General features: G+C 60.8%; 12 protein-coding genes and 1 tRNA gene. 8 read left to right on the plus strand and 5 right to left on the minus strand.

Going from position 1 to position 16,712, the window contains the following annotated elements:
- Positions 1-117: 117 nt before the first annotated feature.
- Positions 118-1,848 (plus strand): long-chain fatty-acid--CoA ligase, encoded by a 1,731-nt coding sequence (locus HMPREF2656_RS11405; protein WP_070452359.1) that lies wholly within the window; start codon positions 118-120, stop codon positions 1,846-1,848.
- Between the two features lie 15 nt (positions 1,849-1,863).
- On the opposite strand, the gene HMPREF2656_RS11410 is transcribed toward HMPREF2656_RS11405, so the two are convergent.
- From HMPREF2656_RS11410 to argS, 5 genes are all read right to left on the minus strand, one after another.
- On the minus strand, positions 1,864-3,846 hold the full coding sequence (locus HMPREF2656_RS11410) for a vWA domain-containing protein (RefSeq protein WP_070816819.1): 1,983 nt from the start codon (positions 3,844-3,846) through the stop codon (positions 1,864-1,866).
- 201 nt (positions 3,847-4,047) lie between these two features.
- Entirely contained in the window at positions 4,048-4,977 is a 930-nt protein-coding gene (thrB, locus tag HMPREF2656_RS11415; protein WP_070816820.1) for a homoserine kinase, read from the minus strand.
- Positions 4,978-4,991: 14 nt separating this feature from the next.
- Positions 4,992-6,344: a homoserine dehydrogenase gene (locus HMPREF2656_RS11420; protein ID WP_070482789.1), complete on the minus strand. Its 1,353-nt coding sequence runs from the start codon at positions 6,342-6,344 to the stop codon at positions 4,992-4,994.
- A gap of 83 nt (positions 6,345-6,427) precedes the next feature.
- On the minus strand, positions 6,428-7,792 hold the full coding sequence (lysA, locus tag HMPREF2656_RS11425) for a diaminopimelate decarboxylase (protein WP_070452195.1): 1,365 nt from the start codon (positions 7,790-7,792) through the stop codon (positions 6,428-6,430).
- The gene (argS, locus tag HMPREF2656_RS11430; RefSeq protein ID WP_070816821.1) at positions 7,792-9,453 is read right to left on the minus strand and encodes an arginine--tRNA ligase; all 1,662 of its coding nucleotides are present in this window, start codon (positions 9,451-9,453) and stop codon (positions 7,792-7,794) included. The genes lysA and argS overlap by 1 nt, the downstream gene beginning before the upstream one ends.
- 205 nt (positions 9,454-9,658) lie before the next feature.
- On the opposite strand from argS, the gene HMPREF2656_RS11435 reads away from it, so the two are divergent.
- The 7 genes from HMPREF2656_RS11435 (at position 9,659) to HMPREF2656_RS11470 (ending at position 16,711) form a co-directional block, all read left to right on the plus strand.
- Positions 9,659-11,341 (plus strand): L-lactate permease, encoded by a 1,683-nt coding sequence (locus tag HMPREF2656_RS11435; protein WP_070482780.1) that lies wholly within the window; start codon positions 9,659-9,661, stop codon positions 11,339-11,341.
- An 88-nt stretch (positions 11,342-11,429) separates the two neighbouring features.
- A complete protein-coding gene (locus HMPREF2656_RS11440; protein WP_070421832.1) occupies positions 11,430-12,215 on the plus strand; it encodes a (Fe-S)-binding protein in 786 nt (261 codons plus the stop codon).
- A gap of 23 nt (positions 12,216-12,238) precedes the next feature.
- Positions 12,239-13,762 (plus strand): LutB/LldF family L-lactate oxidation iron-sulfur protein, encoded by a 1,524-nt coding sequence (locus HMPREF2656_RS11445; protein ID WP_070421863.1) that lies wholly within the window; start codon positions 12,239-12,241, stop codon positions 13,760-13,762.
- Complete coding sequence (locus tag HMPREF2656_RS11450; protein ID WP_070421831.1) at positions 13,763-14,443, plus strand: LutC/YkgG family protein; 681 nt, start codon at positions 13,763-13,765, stop codon at positions 14,441-14,443. It begins immediately after the preceding gene.
- A gap of 241 nt (positions 14,444-14,684) precedes the next feature.
- Positions 14,685-14,758 (plus strand) — tRNA-Arg (locus HMPREF2656_RS11455).
- 435 nt (positions 14,759-15,193) lie between these two features.
- Positions 15,194-16,114, plus strand: a complete 921-nt coding sequence (locus HMPREF2656_RS11465) for a CPBP family intramembrane glutamic endopeptidase (RefSeq protein WP_141761085.1) — start codon at positions 15,194-15,196, stop codon at positions 16,112-16,114.
- Between the two features lie 63 nt (positions 16,115-16,177).
- Positions 16,178-16,711 carry a YceI family protein gene (locus HMPREF2656_RS11470; RefSeq protein WP_070421828.1) on the plus strand — a complete coding sequence of 178 codons (534 nt, stop codon included), beginning with the start codon at positions 16,178-16,180 and terminating at the stop codon, positions 16,709-16,711.
- The last annotated feature ends 1 nt before the right edge of the window (position 16,712 follow it).

Here is a 16,712-nt window from a genome sequence, read left to right on the forward strand (position 1 = left end):
CCCCACCTGGGACAACCCCTGCCGGGTGCGGTTCGCACGATCCTGCGCAAAGTGTAGCGCATTTGCGTCCGCGGTTTAATCCGGGGCGTGTCGCATTGCTTCGCTAACATTGCCAACATGCTTTCAACGATGCAGGAAGTGCCCTTTTCCGTCGCACGCATTCTCGAATACGGCAGGACTGCGCACGCGACAACGAAGTGCACCACATGGCGCACTGATGGCGCGGAAGAAACGACGTTCGCCGAAATCGGCGCCCGCGCTTCGGCCTTCGCCCACGCCCTGCATGATGACCTCGGCATTGATAGCGATCAACGCGTCGCCACCATGCTGTACAACTGCTCTGAGCACCTCGAGGTGATGTTCGCCGTCGCTGCCAAGGGCGCTGTGTTTACGCCGCTAAATATCCAGTTGATGACGGACCAGATCGCCTACGTTGCCAACCACTCCGAGGCTGAACTGATCGTTGCCGATCCGCGGCTTGCGGAGAAGTTAGGCAACGTTGTGGAGCTTTGCCCCAAGGTTCGCGCGGTGGCATTTACAGGTGCCGAACCGATTACAGACGCCGCGGCGTATCTGCCAGAGCATGTCGCTGTGTACAGCTACGAGGAGCTTCTCGACGGCCGCTCGACAAAGTACGACTGGCCCGAACTCCCGGAGAACACCGCCGCTGCCTTGGTCTATTCAACAGCAACGACCGGCGCACCGAAGGGCGTCGCCTACTCCCACCGCGCGTTGTGGCTAGAAGCGACCGGTCTTCGCGCAACGGACTCACTAGCGGTCACTCACGGTGAGACGTTTTTGTGCTGCATCCCGATCTACCACGTGCTCAGTTGGGGCGTACCGTTCGCAGCTTTTCTCGCGGGCACTCCCCTGGTTCTGCCCGATTCGGACGTGTCTGCCCCGACACTGGCAAAACTTATCGCAAGCACGCACCCGCGCGTGGCACACGGCGTGCCCACCTTGTGGATCCAGCTGATGGTGCATTACCTGCACAATCGCCCGGAACGAATGAGTCTGCAGGAGATCTTCGTCGGCGGTTCTCCTGCCCCACCGGCGCTGATCAAGATGTGGGAGGAACGCTACGGCGTGGACATCGTCCACTGCTGGGGCATGACGGAAACCACCACGGTCGGCACCGTGGCGCGTCCGCCATCGGGCGCTTCTGGTGAGGCGCGCTGGTCCTACCGCATTTCCCAGGGACGCTTTGCCCCGTCACTGGAATACCGCGTGGTCAACGATGGCCAAGTCATGGCGTTTAACGACTTGACCCAGGGTGAGATTCAGGTCCGTGGCAATATGGTCGCCGCAGGCTACTACCACTCACCCACGCAAGAACCGGGCGAGATCGCTTCCACCTTCCGGGGCGAAGAAGTTGATGACGTGCGCGCACACTTCACTGCCGACGGCTGGCTGCGTACCGGCGACGTAGGCACCGTCACCAACGCCGGGTTTATGACGCTCTACGACCGTGCCCGCGACGTCATTCGCTCCGGCGGCGAGTGGATCTACTCCGCACAGGTGGAAAACCTCATTATGGAGTCCGAGGAAGTCGTCGAATGCGCAGTGATCGGAATCCCGGACCCCAAGTGGGGTGAGCGACCGCTGGCGGTAACCAAGCTTCTCTCGGGCATTGAGCCGACAAAGGAGACTGCCGCACGACTCCGCGAATCGCTCGCAGACACGTTGCCGAAGTGGATGGCGCCTGAGTATTGGACGTTTGTGGATTCAATCGACAAAACGTCCGTAGGCAAGTTTGACAAGAAGGACCTGCGCAAGCACCTGCAGCGCGAGGAGTTCGACATCATCGCCTTGCCCGGCCCAGGCAGCCGGCCGAAGGCGACGTCGTAAAGCAATATGCTCCTACTACCGGGTCTCTTGCGCCCGGTTGCGGCTGAACATAAAGACCACCGCACCGATGACCGCGAGCAACAACACTCCAAGGCCGCCGAGTAGCGGCAGGGAGAGCCCGCCCGCTTCCTCCTCTGCGAGGACTTGCTCGGTCTCCTCGGCTGCCTCGGTAGTCTCCTCCACCGTCTGCTGCTCATCCGTGCTCATTGCACCGTCGAACTTGATCGGCTCATCAGACGGCTCCGGGCCGTCCTCGTAGGTGGGGGTCCAATCCGGACCACCATTGAACGGTTGACCATCCACTATCACTGCGAACTCGTACGGCTGCTCCACACCGGCGATCCCATCTTCAAGCTTGGAATTCATCGCAAAATTTAAGTAGTAGTAGCCCTGGTAAGACTTGCCTATGTCGTTTGCAACCTGTGCGTAATACTTCGGCGCAATTGGATCACTCTCTTTCGCGTCGTCGTAGACATTGAGGCTCCCTTCTCCCGAAAGCTTGCGCTGCGAGTCATAGATGCCCACTTTGATTACATCTGCATCCTCCGTCACAGATTCTGGTGTCTTCATCTTCACCACCGGGCGCTGCCCCCACTTCACTGGAATCTTGTAGAAGCGGTATTCACCGGGAACGATCTTGTCGGAATACGTACCTTCGGTGATCTCAATAGCGTCGTTGAAGCCGGTGCCTCCCTTGTTCTCCTGCGGGGTGCCAAACGGGACGTCGCCGTCATAGAACGAGGGAGCAATAGGACCATTGGACCATTCAGTTTTCTGCTCCTGGTCAGGGTTCGGCACGTAGAACACGTTCACCTCGAGGTCCAAGGCATCGTCAATCGGTTGCCCTTCTTGGTAGACCTGGGTAGCAATGAGCCACGAGCTCATATCGCAATCGTTGTCGCTTCCGCCACGTTCCAGCGAGAACCGGTAAGGATTCATTAACAAGCTGGCCTCGCCGAGAATTCTGCTGTCGCCAATTGCGTTGCTCGCCGTGCCACAATCAGGGTCGTTTTCGTTGGTTGCCTCCGGCACCTCGAGGAAGATCTCGGTTTCCTGGATGTTGCCTTCCGTCTGCCAGATTGGGGTCATCGTGATCAACGCGTTGTGCCCCTCCGGCACGGACACACGGAAGTAACGGTTCTTCTTCGCATTCGTATCCGGGGTGACCTTCGTTCGGTACTGCCCCTCGCCAAACCACTTGGCGTCCCCGGGCGAATCCGCAAACTCAAACGGTGTGCCCTTCACCTTGTATTTGCCGATGTCGCGCTGCGCCAGAAACTTCAACGACTGCGCCAAACTACCAGCATCCCCAGCCTCCAAGAACTGGCCATTGCCGGCGTCCGCGATGCACTGCAGTTCCTTGCGTGCTTCCTCATCAACCTGGAACCCCACCGTGTGAATCGCTAGATCAACACCATCTTGCGCCAACTCCTTGGCTACCTCACACACTGGCGGCGGCGCACACGAGTCAATGCCGTCAGATACCAAAATGATCGAACGCTGCCCCTCGCTCCCGAGCTCCTCCGCCGCCTTGCGCAACGAATGACCCATCGGGGTATACCCCTTCGGCTCTAACCCGTTGATCGCCGAAGCAAACTTCCCCCGATCAATCCACCCCACCGTGGCTAGAGTCTCCACATCCTTGCACCCGCGCTCGCGATTGTCCGGAGCATCCGACTCATTCGCCCCATAAACCATCAACCCCATATTCGCCGTATCCGGCAGCGAATCCACCAACTCATTGGCCGCCTTCTTGGCCGAATCCATACGCGTACCCCCAGCGTCAGCCGCAAGCATCGACGACGACGCATCCAAAATCAGCATCGCCCTGCCATCAGCCGACCCGTCATCGGCCTCCGCAGACGTTGCCTGCGACGATGTCGACGTCGTTGACGACGACTGCCCCCACGCCACCGGCGCCCACGCAAGACAACAACACACTGCAACCAGCAGCGCGAGAACAACCCTCACGCCCTTCTGCGAAACTGACCAACTCATTCGAACACGCCCTTCGCTTGATGTGTGCAGAATCACGTCCGACAATAAAAGAAACCCACCACACTCGCAGGGCTGATCCGTGCTCCTCGGGACTTACACGGTTTCTACCTGATGCACGAGGCGTTTCGCCCCGTCATAATGCCGCACAAAAACGATGCCCCGGGGTACGCATGTGCACCCCGGGGGATCAAAGCACTTGCACTAATCGTGCAGCAGTTCTGCGGTCACCGGTCCTGCGACGTCGAGTTCGATGACGCGGAGGCCGGCGGCGCGGGCGTCGTCGAGAAGCGCAGGCTCAATGGGCTCAGTGATGAGTACGAGTGCGGTCGGACCTGCGCCAGACAGGTATGCCGCGTAGCCGCGGTTGCGCAGGCGGTTGACCCACTCCGCGGTCACCGGAAGGACGTCGGCGCGGTACGGCTGGTGCAGGCGGTCGCGGGTGCCTTCAAACAGGAGGTGCGGGTGGTGCTGCAGCGCAGCCGTCATCACAGCGGTGCGCGAGACGTTGAAACGCGCGTCTGTGTGGGTGACGTGGCTCGGCAGGACCTTGCGCACCGCATTGGTGGATGCGTGGAAGTCCGGGACGAGGGCTACGGCCTTGATGGACTCGTCGACAGGAATGCGCACGGCGCGGTAGGACGGCTTCGAGCGGCCGTCCACAGGAATGTCGGTCCAGGACACCACTGCCCCGCCGAGCACGGATGCACCCGCGTTATCCGGGTGGCCCTCAAACTCGGACGAGAGCTGCACGACGGTGTCCTCATCCAGCGGCGAGCCCGCGAGCGTATTCGCAGCGACGACACCTGCGGCTGCCGCGGCAGCAGACGAGCCCAGACCGCGCGACTGCGGGATCTGGTTGTGGCACACCACGCGCAGACCCGGCACCCCCACATCCGCGGCAATCAGACCAGAGTTGATCGCCTTGACGATCAGGTTCGAGCTATCGCGCGGCAGATCGTCGGCTCCCTCGCCGAAGATCTCCACTTCGAGGCCAGACTCGATGACTTCTACCTCGAGCGTGTCGTAGATGCTCAGCGCCAGGCCGAGGGTGTCGAAGCCGGGACCAAGGTTCGCGGACGAACCTGGCACCTTCACTCGTGCTTTCAGGCCTACTTCAAGATCGGTTGCCATGACGGAGTGCTCCTTTAAGCGTCGAGGCGGATGACGGAGTTGACGGCCTTCACATCATCGTGGCCGGTGAGCTCTTCGACGATGCCGTTCAGGGCAGCTTCACGTGCGCCGTGCGTGACGACGATCAGGTGTGCCTCGTCGCCAGACTCCTCCTGACGGACCGCGGAAAGCGACACCCCTGCCTTAGCAAAGCGAGCCGTGAGGTCTGCGAGCACGCCGACGCGGTCGTTGACGGTCATGTTGATGTGGTAACGCGTGGTCACATCGTCAAACGCCACAATCGGGTAGTCCGCGTACGGGTTCTCCGCCGGCGCACGGCCACCGTGGACCTTGTTACGGGCTGCACCGACCAGGTCGCCCAACACGGCGGAAGCGGTTGGGGCACCGCCGGCGCCGTTGCCGTAGAACATCAGGCGGCCGGCTGCTTCTGCCTCGACGAAGATGGCGTTGTAGCTCTTGTCCACCGTTGCCAGCGGGTGCTCGTTCGGCACCAGCGTCGGGTGCACACGTGCGTTAATGCCGGTGGTGTTGCCGTTTTCGTCCAAGAGACGCTCACAGATGGCCAGCAGCTTAATCGTCTGGTTGGACTTCTTCGCTGCCGCGATGTCGTCTGCGGTGATCTTGGTGATGCCCTCGCAGTGGACGTCGTCGAACGTCACACGGGTGTGGAAGCCCATGGACGCAAGGATCGCTGCCTTGGAGGCCGCGTCGTGGCCTTCGACGTCCGCAGTCGGGTCAGCCTCGGCGTAGCCCAAACGGGTTGCCTCAGCCAGCGCCTCCTCGTAGCTCGCGCCGGTGGAAGCCATCGCGTCCAGGATGAAGTTCGTGGTGCCGTTAACAATGCCGGAGATGCGCTGCACCTGGTCGCCCGCGAGCGAACGGCGCAGCATGCCGACCACGGGGATCGCGGCAGCGACGGCTGCTTCGTAGTACAGGTCGACGCCGGCTGCGTTCGCAGCATCAGCCAACTCGGAACCGTGCGCTGCGACGAGCGCCTTGTTTGCCGTCACCACCGACTTTCCAGCGTTGAGTGCTTCGAGGACCAGCTGGCGCGGGTAGTCAATGCCACCGATAAGTTCGACGACAATGTCTACGTCGTCGCGTGTGACCAGTTCGCTCGCATCCGCAGTCAAGTAAAGTCCCTGGACTTCAGGCGCGTCCTTGTGCTTGTCCACGTCGGAGACAGCCACGCCACGGACCTCGATCGGGCCACCGATGCGGTTTTCCAAGTTCGAGGAGAATTCGCTGAGCAGGCGCAGCACTTCCGTGCCCACGGTGCCCTTGCCCAACACGGCAATACCCACCGGGGTGCCGATGCCCTTGCCGGGGTAGTTTCCGTTGATGCCTTCAGCGCTGGCAACTGTCATGGTCAGGATGCTCCTTTTCGTTGCTGCAAAGTACAGGTTTGAACCGCTTGGTCTACTATCGCTTAAGCAAGCACTCAGGTCAATTAATATTCGCGGGCCAACAGGTCTTCCACAGTCTCGCGGCGCACCATCGGGGTGATCTGTCCGCCGCGCACGGACACGACAGCCGGACGTCCAAACGCGTTGTAATTCGAAGCCATGGAGTAGCAGTACGCGCCAGTCGCAGCCAACGCAATGAGATCGCCGGAGGAAATATCATTCGGCCACTTCGCATTCTCTACGAGAATGTCGCCGGACTCACAGTGCGAACCAACCAGGCGGGTATCGGTGTTGTCACCGTCGACGAAGCGGTTGACCACGCGGGCGTCGTAAAGCGCCCCGTAGAGCGCAGGGCGAATGTTGTCGCTCATGCCACCATCGACCGCGATGTAGCGACGAGATGTAGTGAACGAAGTATCGACGTCCTTAATCACACCCGCGGTGTACACCGTCACCGCAGAAGGACCAGCAATCGCACGTCCCGGCTCCACAACCACAGTCGGCGCGGCGATGCCGAGCTCGTCGGCGACATCCTGCACGGAGGCAAGCAGGTCGCGCGCAACCGCTGCGACGTCGAGCGGCTGCTCCCCTGACATATAAGCAATGCCGTAACCGCCGCCCAGATCAAGGTAGCCAAGCGCGACACCGCAGGTCTTCCACACTTCTGCGTACAGGCCGAGCACGCGCTCTGCAGCCAGTTTGAAGCCTTCAGCGTCGAAGACCTGGGAGCCGACGTGGCAGTGCAGGCCGGTCAACTGCAGCGAATCTGAGTCAATTGCTGCCACGGCCGCAGCAAGTGCGTCGCCAGTGGCCAGGGAAATGCCGAACTTCTGGTCTTCGTGGCTCGTCGCAATGAACTCGTGCGTGTGCGCATCCACGCCGGGCTTCACTCGGATGAACACATCTTGGATGACACCGGCCTCGCGGGCGACAGCTTCCAGTTGCGCTAACTCCTGGTGAGAGTCGATGACCACATGCCCCACGCGCGAATCCACGCATAGGCGCAGAAACTCGTCGGACTTGTTGTTGCCGTGAACAGTGATGCGTTCCGGCGGGAAATCGGCTGCAAGTGCGATGCGGAGCTCGTTTTCACTCGCCACATCGAGGGCAAGACCTTCCTCATCCACCCAATGTGCAATGTGTCGGGTCAAAAAGGCCTTCGACGCGTAGTGCACATTTTCCGGCGCACGGAATGCTTCCGCCATGTCGCGGCAGCGAGAGCGGAAATCGTCCTCATCCACGACGACAACCGGGCTGCCGTATTCGGCGACGATCTCAGGCAGTGGCACACCAGCGATGGTCACTACCCCGTCTTCTTCACGCTTGGCGTTTCGCGGCCAAACGTGTGTGGGCAGTTCGTTGAAGTCGCCCTCGTCGGTGCTGTACGGGGTGGATACGAAAACAGTCATTACATCCGCTCCGGGGCGCTCACGCCGATCAGGCCCAGCGCGTTTGCAATCACCTGGCGTGTCGCCATCGCAAGTGCGAGACGTGCCGTGTGGATCGGCTCCGGCGCCTCGCCGGCCTTCGGCAGGATCTGGCAGGAGTCGTAGAACTTGTGGAAGGCGCTGGCCAACTCTTCGGTGTAGCGGGCAATGCGGTGCGGCTCGCGCAGCTCCGCGGCGGCGCGCACGACTGCAGGGCACTCACCGATCGTGCGGATCAGGTCGCCTTCCTTCTCGTGGGTCAGCAGGCCCAAGTCGATGTCCGCGACGTCGGGCAGCGTCACGCCGGCTTCCTTGGCCTTACGCTCAATCGAGCACAGGCGCGCGTGGCCGTACTGGACGTAGTATACGGGGTTGTCGGAGGACTGCTTCGTCCACAGATCTAGGTCGATATCCAGCGAGGAGTCCACAGAGGAGCGCACCAGCGAGTAGCGCGCGCCATCCACGCCAATGGCGTCGACAAGATCCTCAAGCGTGATCACGGTGCCTGCACGCTTGGACATCTTCACCGCCTGGCCGTCGCGCACTAGGTTGACCATCTGGCCGATGAGCACTTCGACGGCGTCCGCGTTGTAGCCCAGCGCCTGCGCCGCAGCCTTCAGACGTGCGATGTAGCCGTGGTGGTCCGCACCCAACATATAAATGGCAAGTGTGTGGTCGCGGTCGAACTTGTCCGCAACGTAGGCGATGTCGCCGGCGATGTATGCCGCGTCGCCGTCGGACTTGATCACCACACGATCCTTGTCGTCGCCAAAGTCAGAGGAGCGCAGCCACCACGCGTTGTCAGCCTCATACAGGTTGCCGTTTTCCTTCAGGGTGGCAATCGCCTTATCCACCGCACCCGATTCGAACAGCGAGTTCTCGTGGAAGTACACGTCGAAGTCCACGCCGAAATCGTGCAGCGACTGCTTAATCTGCGCGAACATCATCTCCACGCCAGCAGCGCGGAAGGTCTCCTGCACTTCAGCATCAGTGCCTTCGAGAGCATTGGGCTGCTTTTCGACGACCGCCTGAGCGATCTCGCGAATATAATCGCCCCCGTAACCATCCTCCGGGGTTGGATCCCCCTTGGCAGCAGCAACCAACGAACGCGCGAAGCGGTCGATCTGGCCACCGTGGTCGTTGAAGTAGTACTCGCGGGTCACCTTCGCGCCCGAAGCCTCAAGCACGCGGCCCAGCGAGTCACCCACCGCAGCCCAGCGGGTACCGCCGAGGTGAATCGGGCCGGTCGGGTTCGCCGAGACGAATTCCAGGTTCACCTTCTCGCCGGCGTAGATGTCGGAGTTGCCAAACGCGGCACCCTCCTCGAGCACCTTGGCTACCAGCTGGCCCTGGGCGTCTGCGGCGAGGCGCAGGTTAATAAAGCCGGGCCCTGCGATCTCAGCGGCGGCGATGGCCGGGTCCTCTGCCAAGACCTCTGCAAGCCAGCCTGCGAGTTCGCGCGGGTTCGTGCCCGCCTTCTTCGCCACTTGCAGTGCAATGTTGGTGGCGTAGTCGCCGTGCTCCGGATTTCGCGGGCGCTCCACAGTCACGGTGTCGGGGACAACAGAGGCGTCGAGATCATGGTCTGCAAGCACGCGCTCTGCGGCGGCTTTTACGGTGGTGGCAAGTTCTGCTGGCGTCATGGGCATGCAGTGTAATTGAGGGCTTTGACACGGGCGCATACGGATGGTCGTCGATACGCAAAGTGCGCTAATTCACATCCCCCTTGAGGGGCAAATCTTTTCACTTCGCTGCCTTGTTTGGCATATTTAGCCCATCGGGTCTCGCACGCCGAGGCCACGGTCACCCGTTTCTTTTTCCGTTCCTGTCTCGAAAGAGCCCTGTTTTATGGACCAATTCCAAATCTTCACCGACGCAGTCGGTGGCAGCACTGGTCTGTCGGCATTGGTGTCTACCCTGCCGCTGTTAACCTTCTTCATCATGCTGCTCGGCGTGAAAGCTCGCGCTCACACCTCGGGTTTTGTTGCACTTATCGTTGCAATTCTCGTGGCCATCTTCGGCTTCCATATGCCGACCGCGTTTGCCATCTCTTCCGCGTTCCGCGGTGGCCTGTTCGGCCTGTTCCCCATCGTATTCGTCATCCTGACGGCCATCTGGTTCTACCAGATCACGGTCGCTTCGGGTCGTTTCGAGGACCTTCGTCTTGTGTTCGACAAGATGGGCAACGGTGACGTTCGCATCCAGGCGATGCTCATCGCTTTCTGCTTCGGTGGCCTGCTTGAAGCCCTCGCCGGCTTCGGTGCCCCGGTTGCTATTACCGCGACGATGATTCTCGCGCTCGGCATCCCGCCACTGAAGGCCGCCACCGTGGTGCTTATTGCGAACACCGCTCCGGTGGCATTCGGCGCCGTCGCTATTCCGATTACCACCGCAGGTGACGTGGGTGGTCGTACGCTGGAGCAGACCGAGAACATCGCCGCCATCGTCGGCCACCAGACCCCGGTTCTGGCGTTCTTCGTGCCGTTCATCATTGCGCTGCTTATCGACGGCTTCCGTGGCGTCAAGGAGACCGCCCCGGCCGCAGGTGTCATCGGTCTGGCTTTCGCGATCGCCCAGTGGTGGACCTCCAACCACTTCGCCTACCAGCTCACTGACGTTATCGCCTGCATCGTCGCACTTGGCGCCGCGTTTGTGCTGCTGCGTTTTTGGCAGCCGCGCGGTGTGGAAGCCATGCGTGAGCGCCTCGGCCTCGAGCCGTACGCCGACGAAGATGGCGACACTGAAGCGCTCACCGGCAGCCGCGTCTGGATGGCACTCATGCCGTACGCAATCGTCGTTGTCGTGTTCGGCCTGGCAAACCTGGGCACCACGATTCCGACCTGGCTCAAGCAGTTCAAGATCTCGTTCCCGTGGCCAGTCATCGATGGCCAGCTGCTCAATGCTGCGGGCGAGGCGGTCAACACCGACTACTCATTCGCCTACATCAACAACCCGGGCTCGCTGATGGTCATTTCCGCCATCATCGTCTCCATCGCCTACATGGTGTTCAACGACAACGGTCGCTACAGCCTCACCTGGGGCCAAGTTGGTAAGGAGTTCGTGGACACCGCATGGAAGATGCGCTGGTCCGCCGTCACCATCATGCTGGTGCTCGCACTGGCATACGTGATGAACTACTCGGGTCAGACCGTGACCATTGGTGAGTTCTTTGCCAACCTCGGCCCGGCATTCGCGTTCTTCGCTCCGATGCTTGGCTGGGTCGGCGTGGCTGTGACTGGTTCCGACACCTCGGCCAACGCCCTGTTCGCCAACCTTCAGGTCACCGCCGCGAACAACCTTGGCCTCAACCCGGACCTCATGCTGGCTGCTAACACCACCGGTGGTGTTGTGGGCAAGATGATCTCCCCGCAGTCCCTCGCAATTGCCGCTACCGCGGTGAGCATGGAGGGCAAGGAGTCCGAGATTTTCAAGAAGGTCGTGGGCTGGTCCTTCGGCTTCTTGCTCGCAGTGTGCGTGATAGTCTTTCTGCAGTCGAACGTTCTAGAGGTCCTTGCTCCGGTCGTTCCGTAACTGCCATCCTTTTACGGTGCTCCCGAGGTCCAAGTGACCTCGGGAGTTTCGTCGTTTTCCCTGAGATTTCCCATGATAGGAGCCCGAAATGCGAGTAGCTCTGTTTTCTACTTGTATCGGCGACGCCCTCTTCCCTGACGCGCATAAGGCCTCGGCCATTGTGCTTTCCCGTCTCGGCTATGAGGTTGTCTTCCCCGAGCAACAAACCTGCTGCGGCCAGATGCACGTCAACACTGGCTACAAAGAACAAGCCGTCCCAATCATTGAGACGTACGTCGATGCCTTTGCAGACTCGTCGATTGACTACGTTGTGGCTCCTTCGGGCTCCTGCGCGGGCGCTGTCCGCGAGCAGCACGTCGAGCTTGCGGAGCGTTTCGGCTCCAAGGCGCTTGTCGACGGCGCAAAGATCGCCTCGAAGAAGACCTACGATCTCTCCGAATTCATCGTTGATGTCGCCGGCACCTACGACGTGGGCGCATTCTTCCCGCACCGCGTGACCTACCACTCCTCTTGCCACTCCCTGCGCTTCCTTAAGGTCGGCGACCGTCCGACCGAGCTGCTGCGCCACGTTGAGGGCCTGGAGCTTGTGGATCTGCCGAACTCCGAGGAGTGCTGCGGTTTCGGCGGCACATTCTCTGTGAAGATGCCTGAGGTGTCTTCCGCGATGGTGTCCGACAAGGTCCGCCACATCAAGGAGACCCAGGCAGAGTTTGTCACCGCTGGTGACTCCTCTTGTTTGATGAACATCGGTGGTGCGTTGTCCCGCCAGCACCAGGGCATCCGTGCGGTGCACATGGCTGAGATCCTCGCCTCCACCAAGGAGCACCCGCTGACCCCGACGTCTGCGGTGTACACGAAGGAGAAGATGCTGTGAAGGTTGCACTCGGACAGCCCACGATGCCGCCGTTTGCCAACGGCCCGGCTCACCTGCGTGGCAAGGAGAAGTTCCAGAAGGCTGCGCACCACGAACTTAACGACGTCACCAAGCGCCGTAATTACCAGTACGCCACCACGACCATTCGTGTGAAGCGTCAGAACGTTGTCGACGAGCTGGATGACTGGCAGCAGCTGCGCGAGGCAGGCTCCACCATTAAGCGCGACGTTGCGGCACGTATGCCCGAGCTGCTTGAGCAGTTCGAGGAGAACGTGACCAAGCGCGGTGGCCACGTCCACTGGGCTCGCGACTCCAAGGAAGCCAACGAGATCATCCAGGGCCTGATCAAGGAGACTGGTGAGGACAAGGTCGTCAAGATCAAGTCCATGGCAACCCAGGAAATCGCTCTGAACGACGAGCTGGAAAAAGCCGGCATCTTCGCTCAGGAAACTGACCTTGCAGAGCTGATTGTGCAGCTCGGCGAGGACTTCCCGTCCCACATTCTCGTCCCGGCGATCCACCGCAACCGCGCGGAGATCCGCGACATCTTCGCCGCGAAGATGCCGAACACGGACGAGACGCTGACCCAGGAACCTGCCGAACTCGCAGAGGCTGCACGTCAGTACCTGCGCCAGCAATTCATGGAGGCAAAGGTTGCCATTTCCGGCGCCAACTTCGGTTGCGCCGATACCGGCACCGTCTCCATCGTCGAGTCTGAGGGCAACGGCCGTATGTGCCTGACGCTGCCGGAGACGCTTATCACCGTGATGGGCATTGAGAAGCTCCTGCCGAGCTTCGATGACCTCGGTGTGTTCCTGCAGCTGCTGCCGCGCTCCTCTACCGGTGAGCGCATGAACCCGTACACCTCCCTGTGGTCCGGTGTGACCGAGGGCGACGGCCCGCAGAACTTCCACATTGTTTTGCTGGACAACGGTCGTACCGCCGCAATGTCTAACGAGATCGGCCGCGAGGCACTCAAGTGCATCCGCTGCTCGGCTTGTTTGAACGTTTGCCCGGTCTACGAGCGTGCCGGCGGCCACTCCTACGGCTCCACCTACCCGGGCCCGATTGGTGCAATCCTGACCCCGCAGCTCACAGGTATCGATTCTTCGGACGACCCGAACGGTTCCCTGCCGTACGCGTCCTCGCTGTGCGGTCGCTGCAACGAGGTGTGCCCGGTGAAGATCCCGATCACCGACATTCTGTTGGAGCTGCGCTACCAGAAGGCAAAGAACGAGCCGAACCGCATGGAGCAGGCTGCGTTCGCGTCGCTGGCTCAGGTGTGGGGCCGCAGCAACGTGTGGAACCGTCTGGTCCGCATGGTTGCGCTTGGTCGTGTGCTCGGCGGCTTTAACGGCAAGATCGAGACCATGCCGCCTCCAATCTCCGGCTGGACTGGCTACCGCGATGTTGCGGTGCCGCCGAAGAAGTCCTTCCGCCAGTGGTGGGAGACGGACGAGGCGAAGCGTCTGCTGTCCGAGGCACGTGAGCAGGGCATTCCGAACGGCCAGAAGGTCAACACCAAGCCGATCGAGGAGGAGAAGTAAATGACTACCACTACTGGTAATGCTGCAGGCTCCCCCGCCCGCGACTCCCGTAACGAGGCTGCGAAGCGCGAGATTCTCAAGCGCATCCGCAACGCGCACAAGCTCTCTAACGTTCCGGAGCATGTCGAGGTGGTCCGCGAGTACCGCACCACGTCCGACATCAAGGGCGACGAGCTGCGCGAAATCCTTATCGACCGTCTTGTGGACTACAAGGCTGACGTTGTGGAAACCACCGAGCAGACGCTTGGCGACGACCTGCTGAAGGTGCTTGCAGACCGCAAGTGCAAGGACGTTGTCTACGCACCGGGCCTGGATGCCTCCCTGTTCGACGGTTTCTCCGGCACTGCCCGTCCGGATGACGTCACGTCGGATCCGCGTGCGCTGGGCGATGTGGACGCCGTGGTGACGGATTCCCACGTCACCTCCGCGCAGACCGGCTCGATCGTGCTGGAGGCTGGCGACGTGTGCGGCCGCCGCGCGCTGTCTCTGGTTCCGGACCGCCACATCTGCATCGTGCGTGCAAATTCCGTGGTCTACGGTGTGCCAGAGATGATCGCCCGTATCAACCCGGAGCACCCGGCCACGATGATTTCTGGCCCGTCCGCTACTTCTGACATCGAGCTCGTGCGCGTCGAGGGCGTGCACGGCCCGCGTGACCTCATCGTCATGGTCGTGAAGTAACACTCCCTCTTCCCCGGCGCCTTCGCCGGGGCGAGATACACGAAATGGCCGGTCCCTTTTGGGGCCGGCCATTTCGCTGTCATTGTTTCCCGTGTCACGCCGTTCCCGCGGCGCACAATCATTATGAAACACCGGTGTTGAGAAACCATGGCGTGTGGCTGAGAGTGTCCTGAGGGTTTCGTCGTGAAGCGCTGCACCAATTTCTTCTGCCCACACACGGGGTGCTAGTGTGATCGGCATTGTCTCCGTAGCTCAGTGGATTAGAGCATTGGTTTCCGGTACCAAAGGTCGCAGGTTCGAATCCTGTCGGGGACACGCTGTGTTATCTCGAGACATCGTTCCTTCGGTGTCTCGAGATTTTTGTTTGTGGGGTCGTTCCGGGAGTGCAATTCACAGCCCCCTCTTTTGTCGCGCCCGTTGACACGCGGGCGGTATTAGACTTTTTGTTGTCAGGAGGCTTCGGAATGGGCTCTCGGTTCGAAATGGGCTTTGGCGGCGCACTTGCCGCAAGAGAAGAGAATGGAGCGCCATGGGTTCCGCCATGGTGGCAGAGATTCGTGATCGTCCCCTTGGCCGTCCCCGCCATGTATATCGTGTTTCCTGTTGACAGGGATCATTTCAACCTAAGCAACTTACTCAAACCGGCCGCGTGGACACTGGGGGTCTACTACATCGTCATTTTGCCAATCTTTGACCTCCGCAGGTATCGCTGGGATAAGAAACACGACGAGTAGCAATAAAGGTGACATCTTGAACGCTTCGACATCCATCGCCTACCACCTCCTCGGACGCGCGTATCGACGACCCGCCACACCGCCCAACACTGACAACCCCACTCCACCCCGGCCGGCATGGTGGCGTCCGTTGATTGAACTCGTCATCGCTCTGGTGCTTTTGGTCACGCTAACGAGCGCGGCGATCGGCCTGTTCTACCTGTACGAGAAGATCGCCCATCCTGAGGTCAGCGCGTTCGCGGAATACTCGTTTTTGGAGCATCCGTATCTCGCAGCTGCAACATTTATTGGGTGGGTGGCGATGATCCCCGCGGGGTTCATCGCTGCCCGAGTGACAGGCCGCGACCCCCGTGCGCTGTGGTCCAGGGAACTGCGCTTTAGGTGGCGCAGCTTCGGGCTCGCCTTGCTACCCGCCCTGCTGTTCCTCGGCGCCGAGGGCATCTACGCGGTGGTTATCTCGGACCGGTCCCAGGCGACTTTTACTCCTATGAATGTCGCTGCACTGGCCGTCATCGTCGCGATGGCACCGCTCCAGTCGCTGTCCGAGGAACTCTTTTTCCGCGGCTCGCTTGTGCAGATCACCGGCCAGTGGTTCTCCTCCGCCGTGATTGCGTATCTGCTGCCGCTCCTGTTTTTCCTGTCGGGCCACCACTACGGGTGGCAAGGCATGGTCAGCGTTACCGTGTTCGCGCTGTGCGCCACCTTCCTCACTCACACAACCGGTGGTATTGAAGCGGCGGCTGCGGTGCACGCCGTTGGCAACACGTTCGCCTACGCGCCGGACGCATTCGGTGTGGACGGGGTTGACTTGGCGGTGTCGTCGTCAAGCGATCTTGCGATCTCTGTAGTGGCCACCGTGGCGGCGACCGCCGGAGCGTATCTGCTCATTAAGCGAGCTACTTCTCAACCAGCAAATTGCCGGTCAAACAATTGTTGACGTGTCACCATTACTCCGTTACAGTCGGCGCCACACGTAACGACATCGAATAAAGGAGACGCAATGACTAACCTGACCGGTACTTACAACCTCGACCCTGCCCACTCCACCATCGGCTTCACCGTGCGCCACGCGATGGTGACCAAAGTCCGCGGCGAGTTCACCGACTTCGATGCAACACTAACCATCGCCGAGAACCCGGCCGAGAGCACCGCGACGGGCACTGTGCGCACCGCGAGCGTCGATACGAACAACGCTGATCGTGATGAGCATGTGCGTGGCGACGACTTCTTCGCCGTCGACAAGCACCCGGAAATGACGTTCACCGCCACCGAGTTCAACATCGATGAGTCGGGAAACGGCTCCGTCACTGGCGACCTCACCATCAAGGGCACCACCAAGCCGATCACGTTTGACGTCGAGACGTTTGGCGTCGAAGAGGATCCGTTCGGCAACACACGCATCGGCTTCGAAGCTCGCACCACCATTAACCGCACGGACTTCGGCATCGACTTCCAGGCACCGCTGAACTCCGGCGGCATGCTGGTCAGCGAGAAGGTCGGCATCGAGATCGAAGGCTCCGGCATCAAGCAGTAGC

This window comes from Corynebacterium sp. HMSC034B08 (genome assembly GCF_001835805.1).
In the GTDB taxonomy this organism is placed as follows: Bacteria; Actinomycetota; Actinomycetes; order Mycobacteriales; family Mycobacteriaceae; genus Corynebacterium; species Corynebacterium coyleae.

What these genes read in the sequence shown, in the direction of transcription:
- lysA (WP_070452195.1), bottom strand. Translation starts at nt 7,792, where the DNA reads ATGACTGTTTTCGTATCCACCCCGTACAGCACCGACGAGGGCGACTTC.
- HMPREF2656_RS11440 (WP_070421832.1), top strand. Translation starts at nt 11,430, where the DNA reads ATGCGAGTAGCTCTGTTTTCTACTTGTATCGGCGACGCCCTCTTCCCT.
- HMPREF2656_RS11420 (WP_070482789.1), bottom strand. Translation starts at nt 6,344, where the DNA reads ATGACAGTTGCCAGCGCTGAAGGCATCAACGGAAACTACCCCGGCAAG.
- HMPREF2656_RS11405 (WP_070452359.1), top strand. Translation starts at nt 118, where the DNA reads ATGCTTTCAACGATGCAGGAAGTGCCCTTTTCCGTCGCACGCATTCTC.
- HMPREF2656_RS11435 (WP_070482780.1), top strand. Translation starts at nt 9,659, where the DNA reads ATGGACCAATTCCAAATCTTCACCGACGCAGTCGGTGGCAGCACTGGT.
- HMPREF2656_RS11470 (WP_070421828.1), top strand. Translation starts at nt 16,178, where the DNA reads ATGACTAACCTGACCGGTACTTACAACCTCGACCCTGCCCACTCCACC.
- HMPREF2656_RS11450 (WP_070421831.1), top strand. Translation starts at nt 13,763, where the DNA reads ATGACTACCACTACTGGTAATGCTGCAGGCTCCCCCGCCCGCGACTCC.
- HMPREF2656_RS11445 (WP_070421863.1), top strand. Translation starts at nt 12,239, where the DNA reads ATGCCGCCGTTTGCCAACGGCCCGGCTCACCTGCGTGGCAAGGAGAAG.
- argS (WP_070816821.1), bottom strand. Translation starts at nt 9,453, where the DNA reads ATGACGCCAGCAGAACTTGCCACCACCGTAAAAGCCGCCGCAGAGCGC.
- thrB (WP_070816820.1), bottom strand. Translation starts at nt 4,977, where the DNA reads ATGGCAACCGATCTTGAAGTAGGCCTGAAAGCACGAGTGAAGGTGCCA.
- HMPREF2656_RS11410 (WP_070816819.1), bottom strand. Translation starts at nt 3,846, where the DNA reads ATGAGTTGGTCAGTTTCGCAGAAGGGCGTGAGGGTTGTTCTCGCGCTG.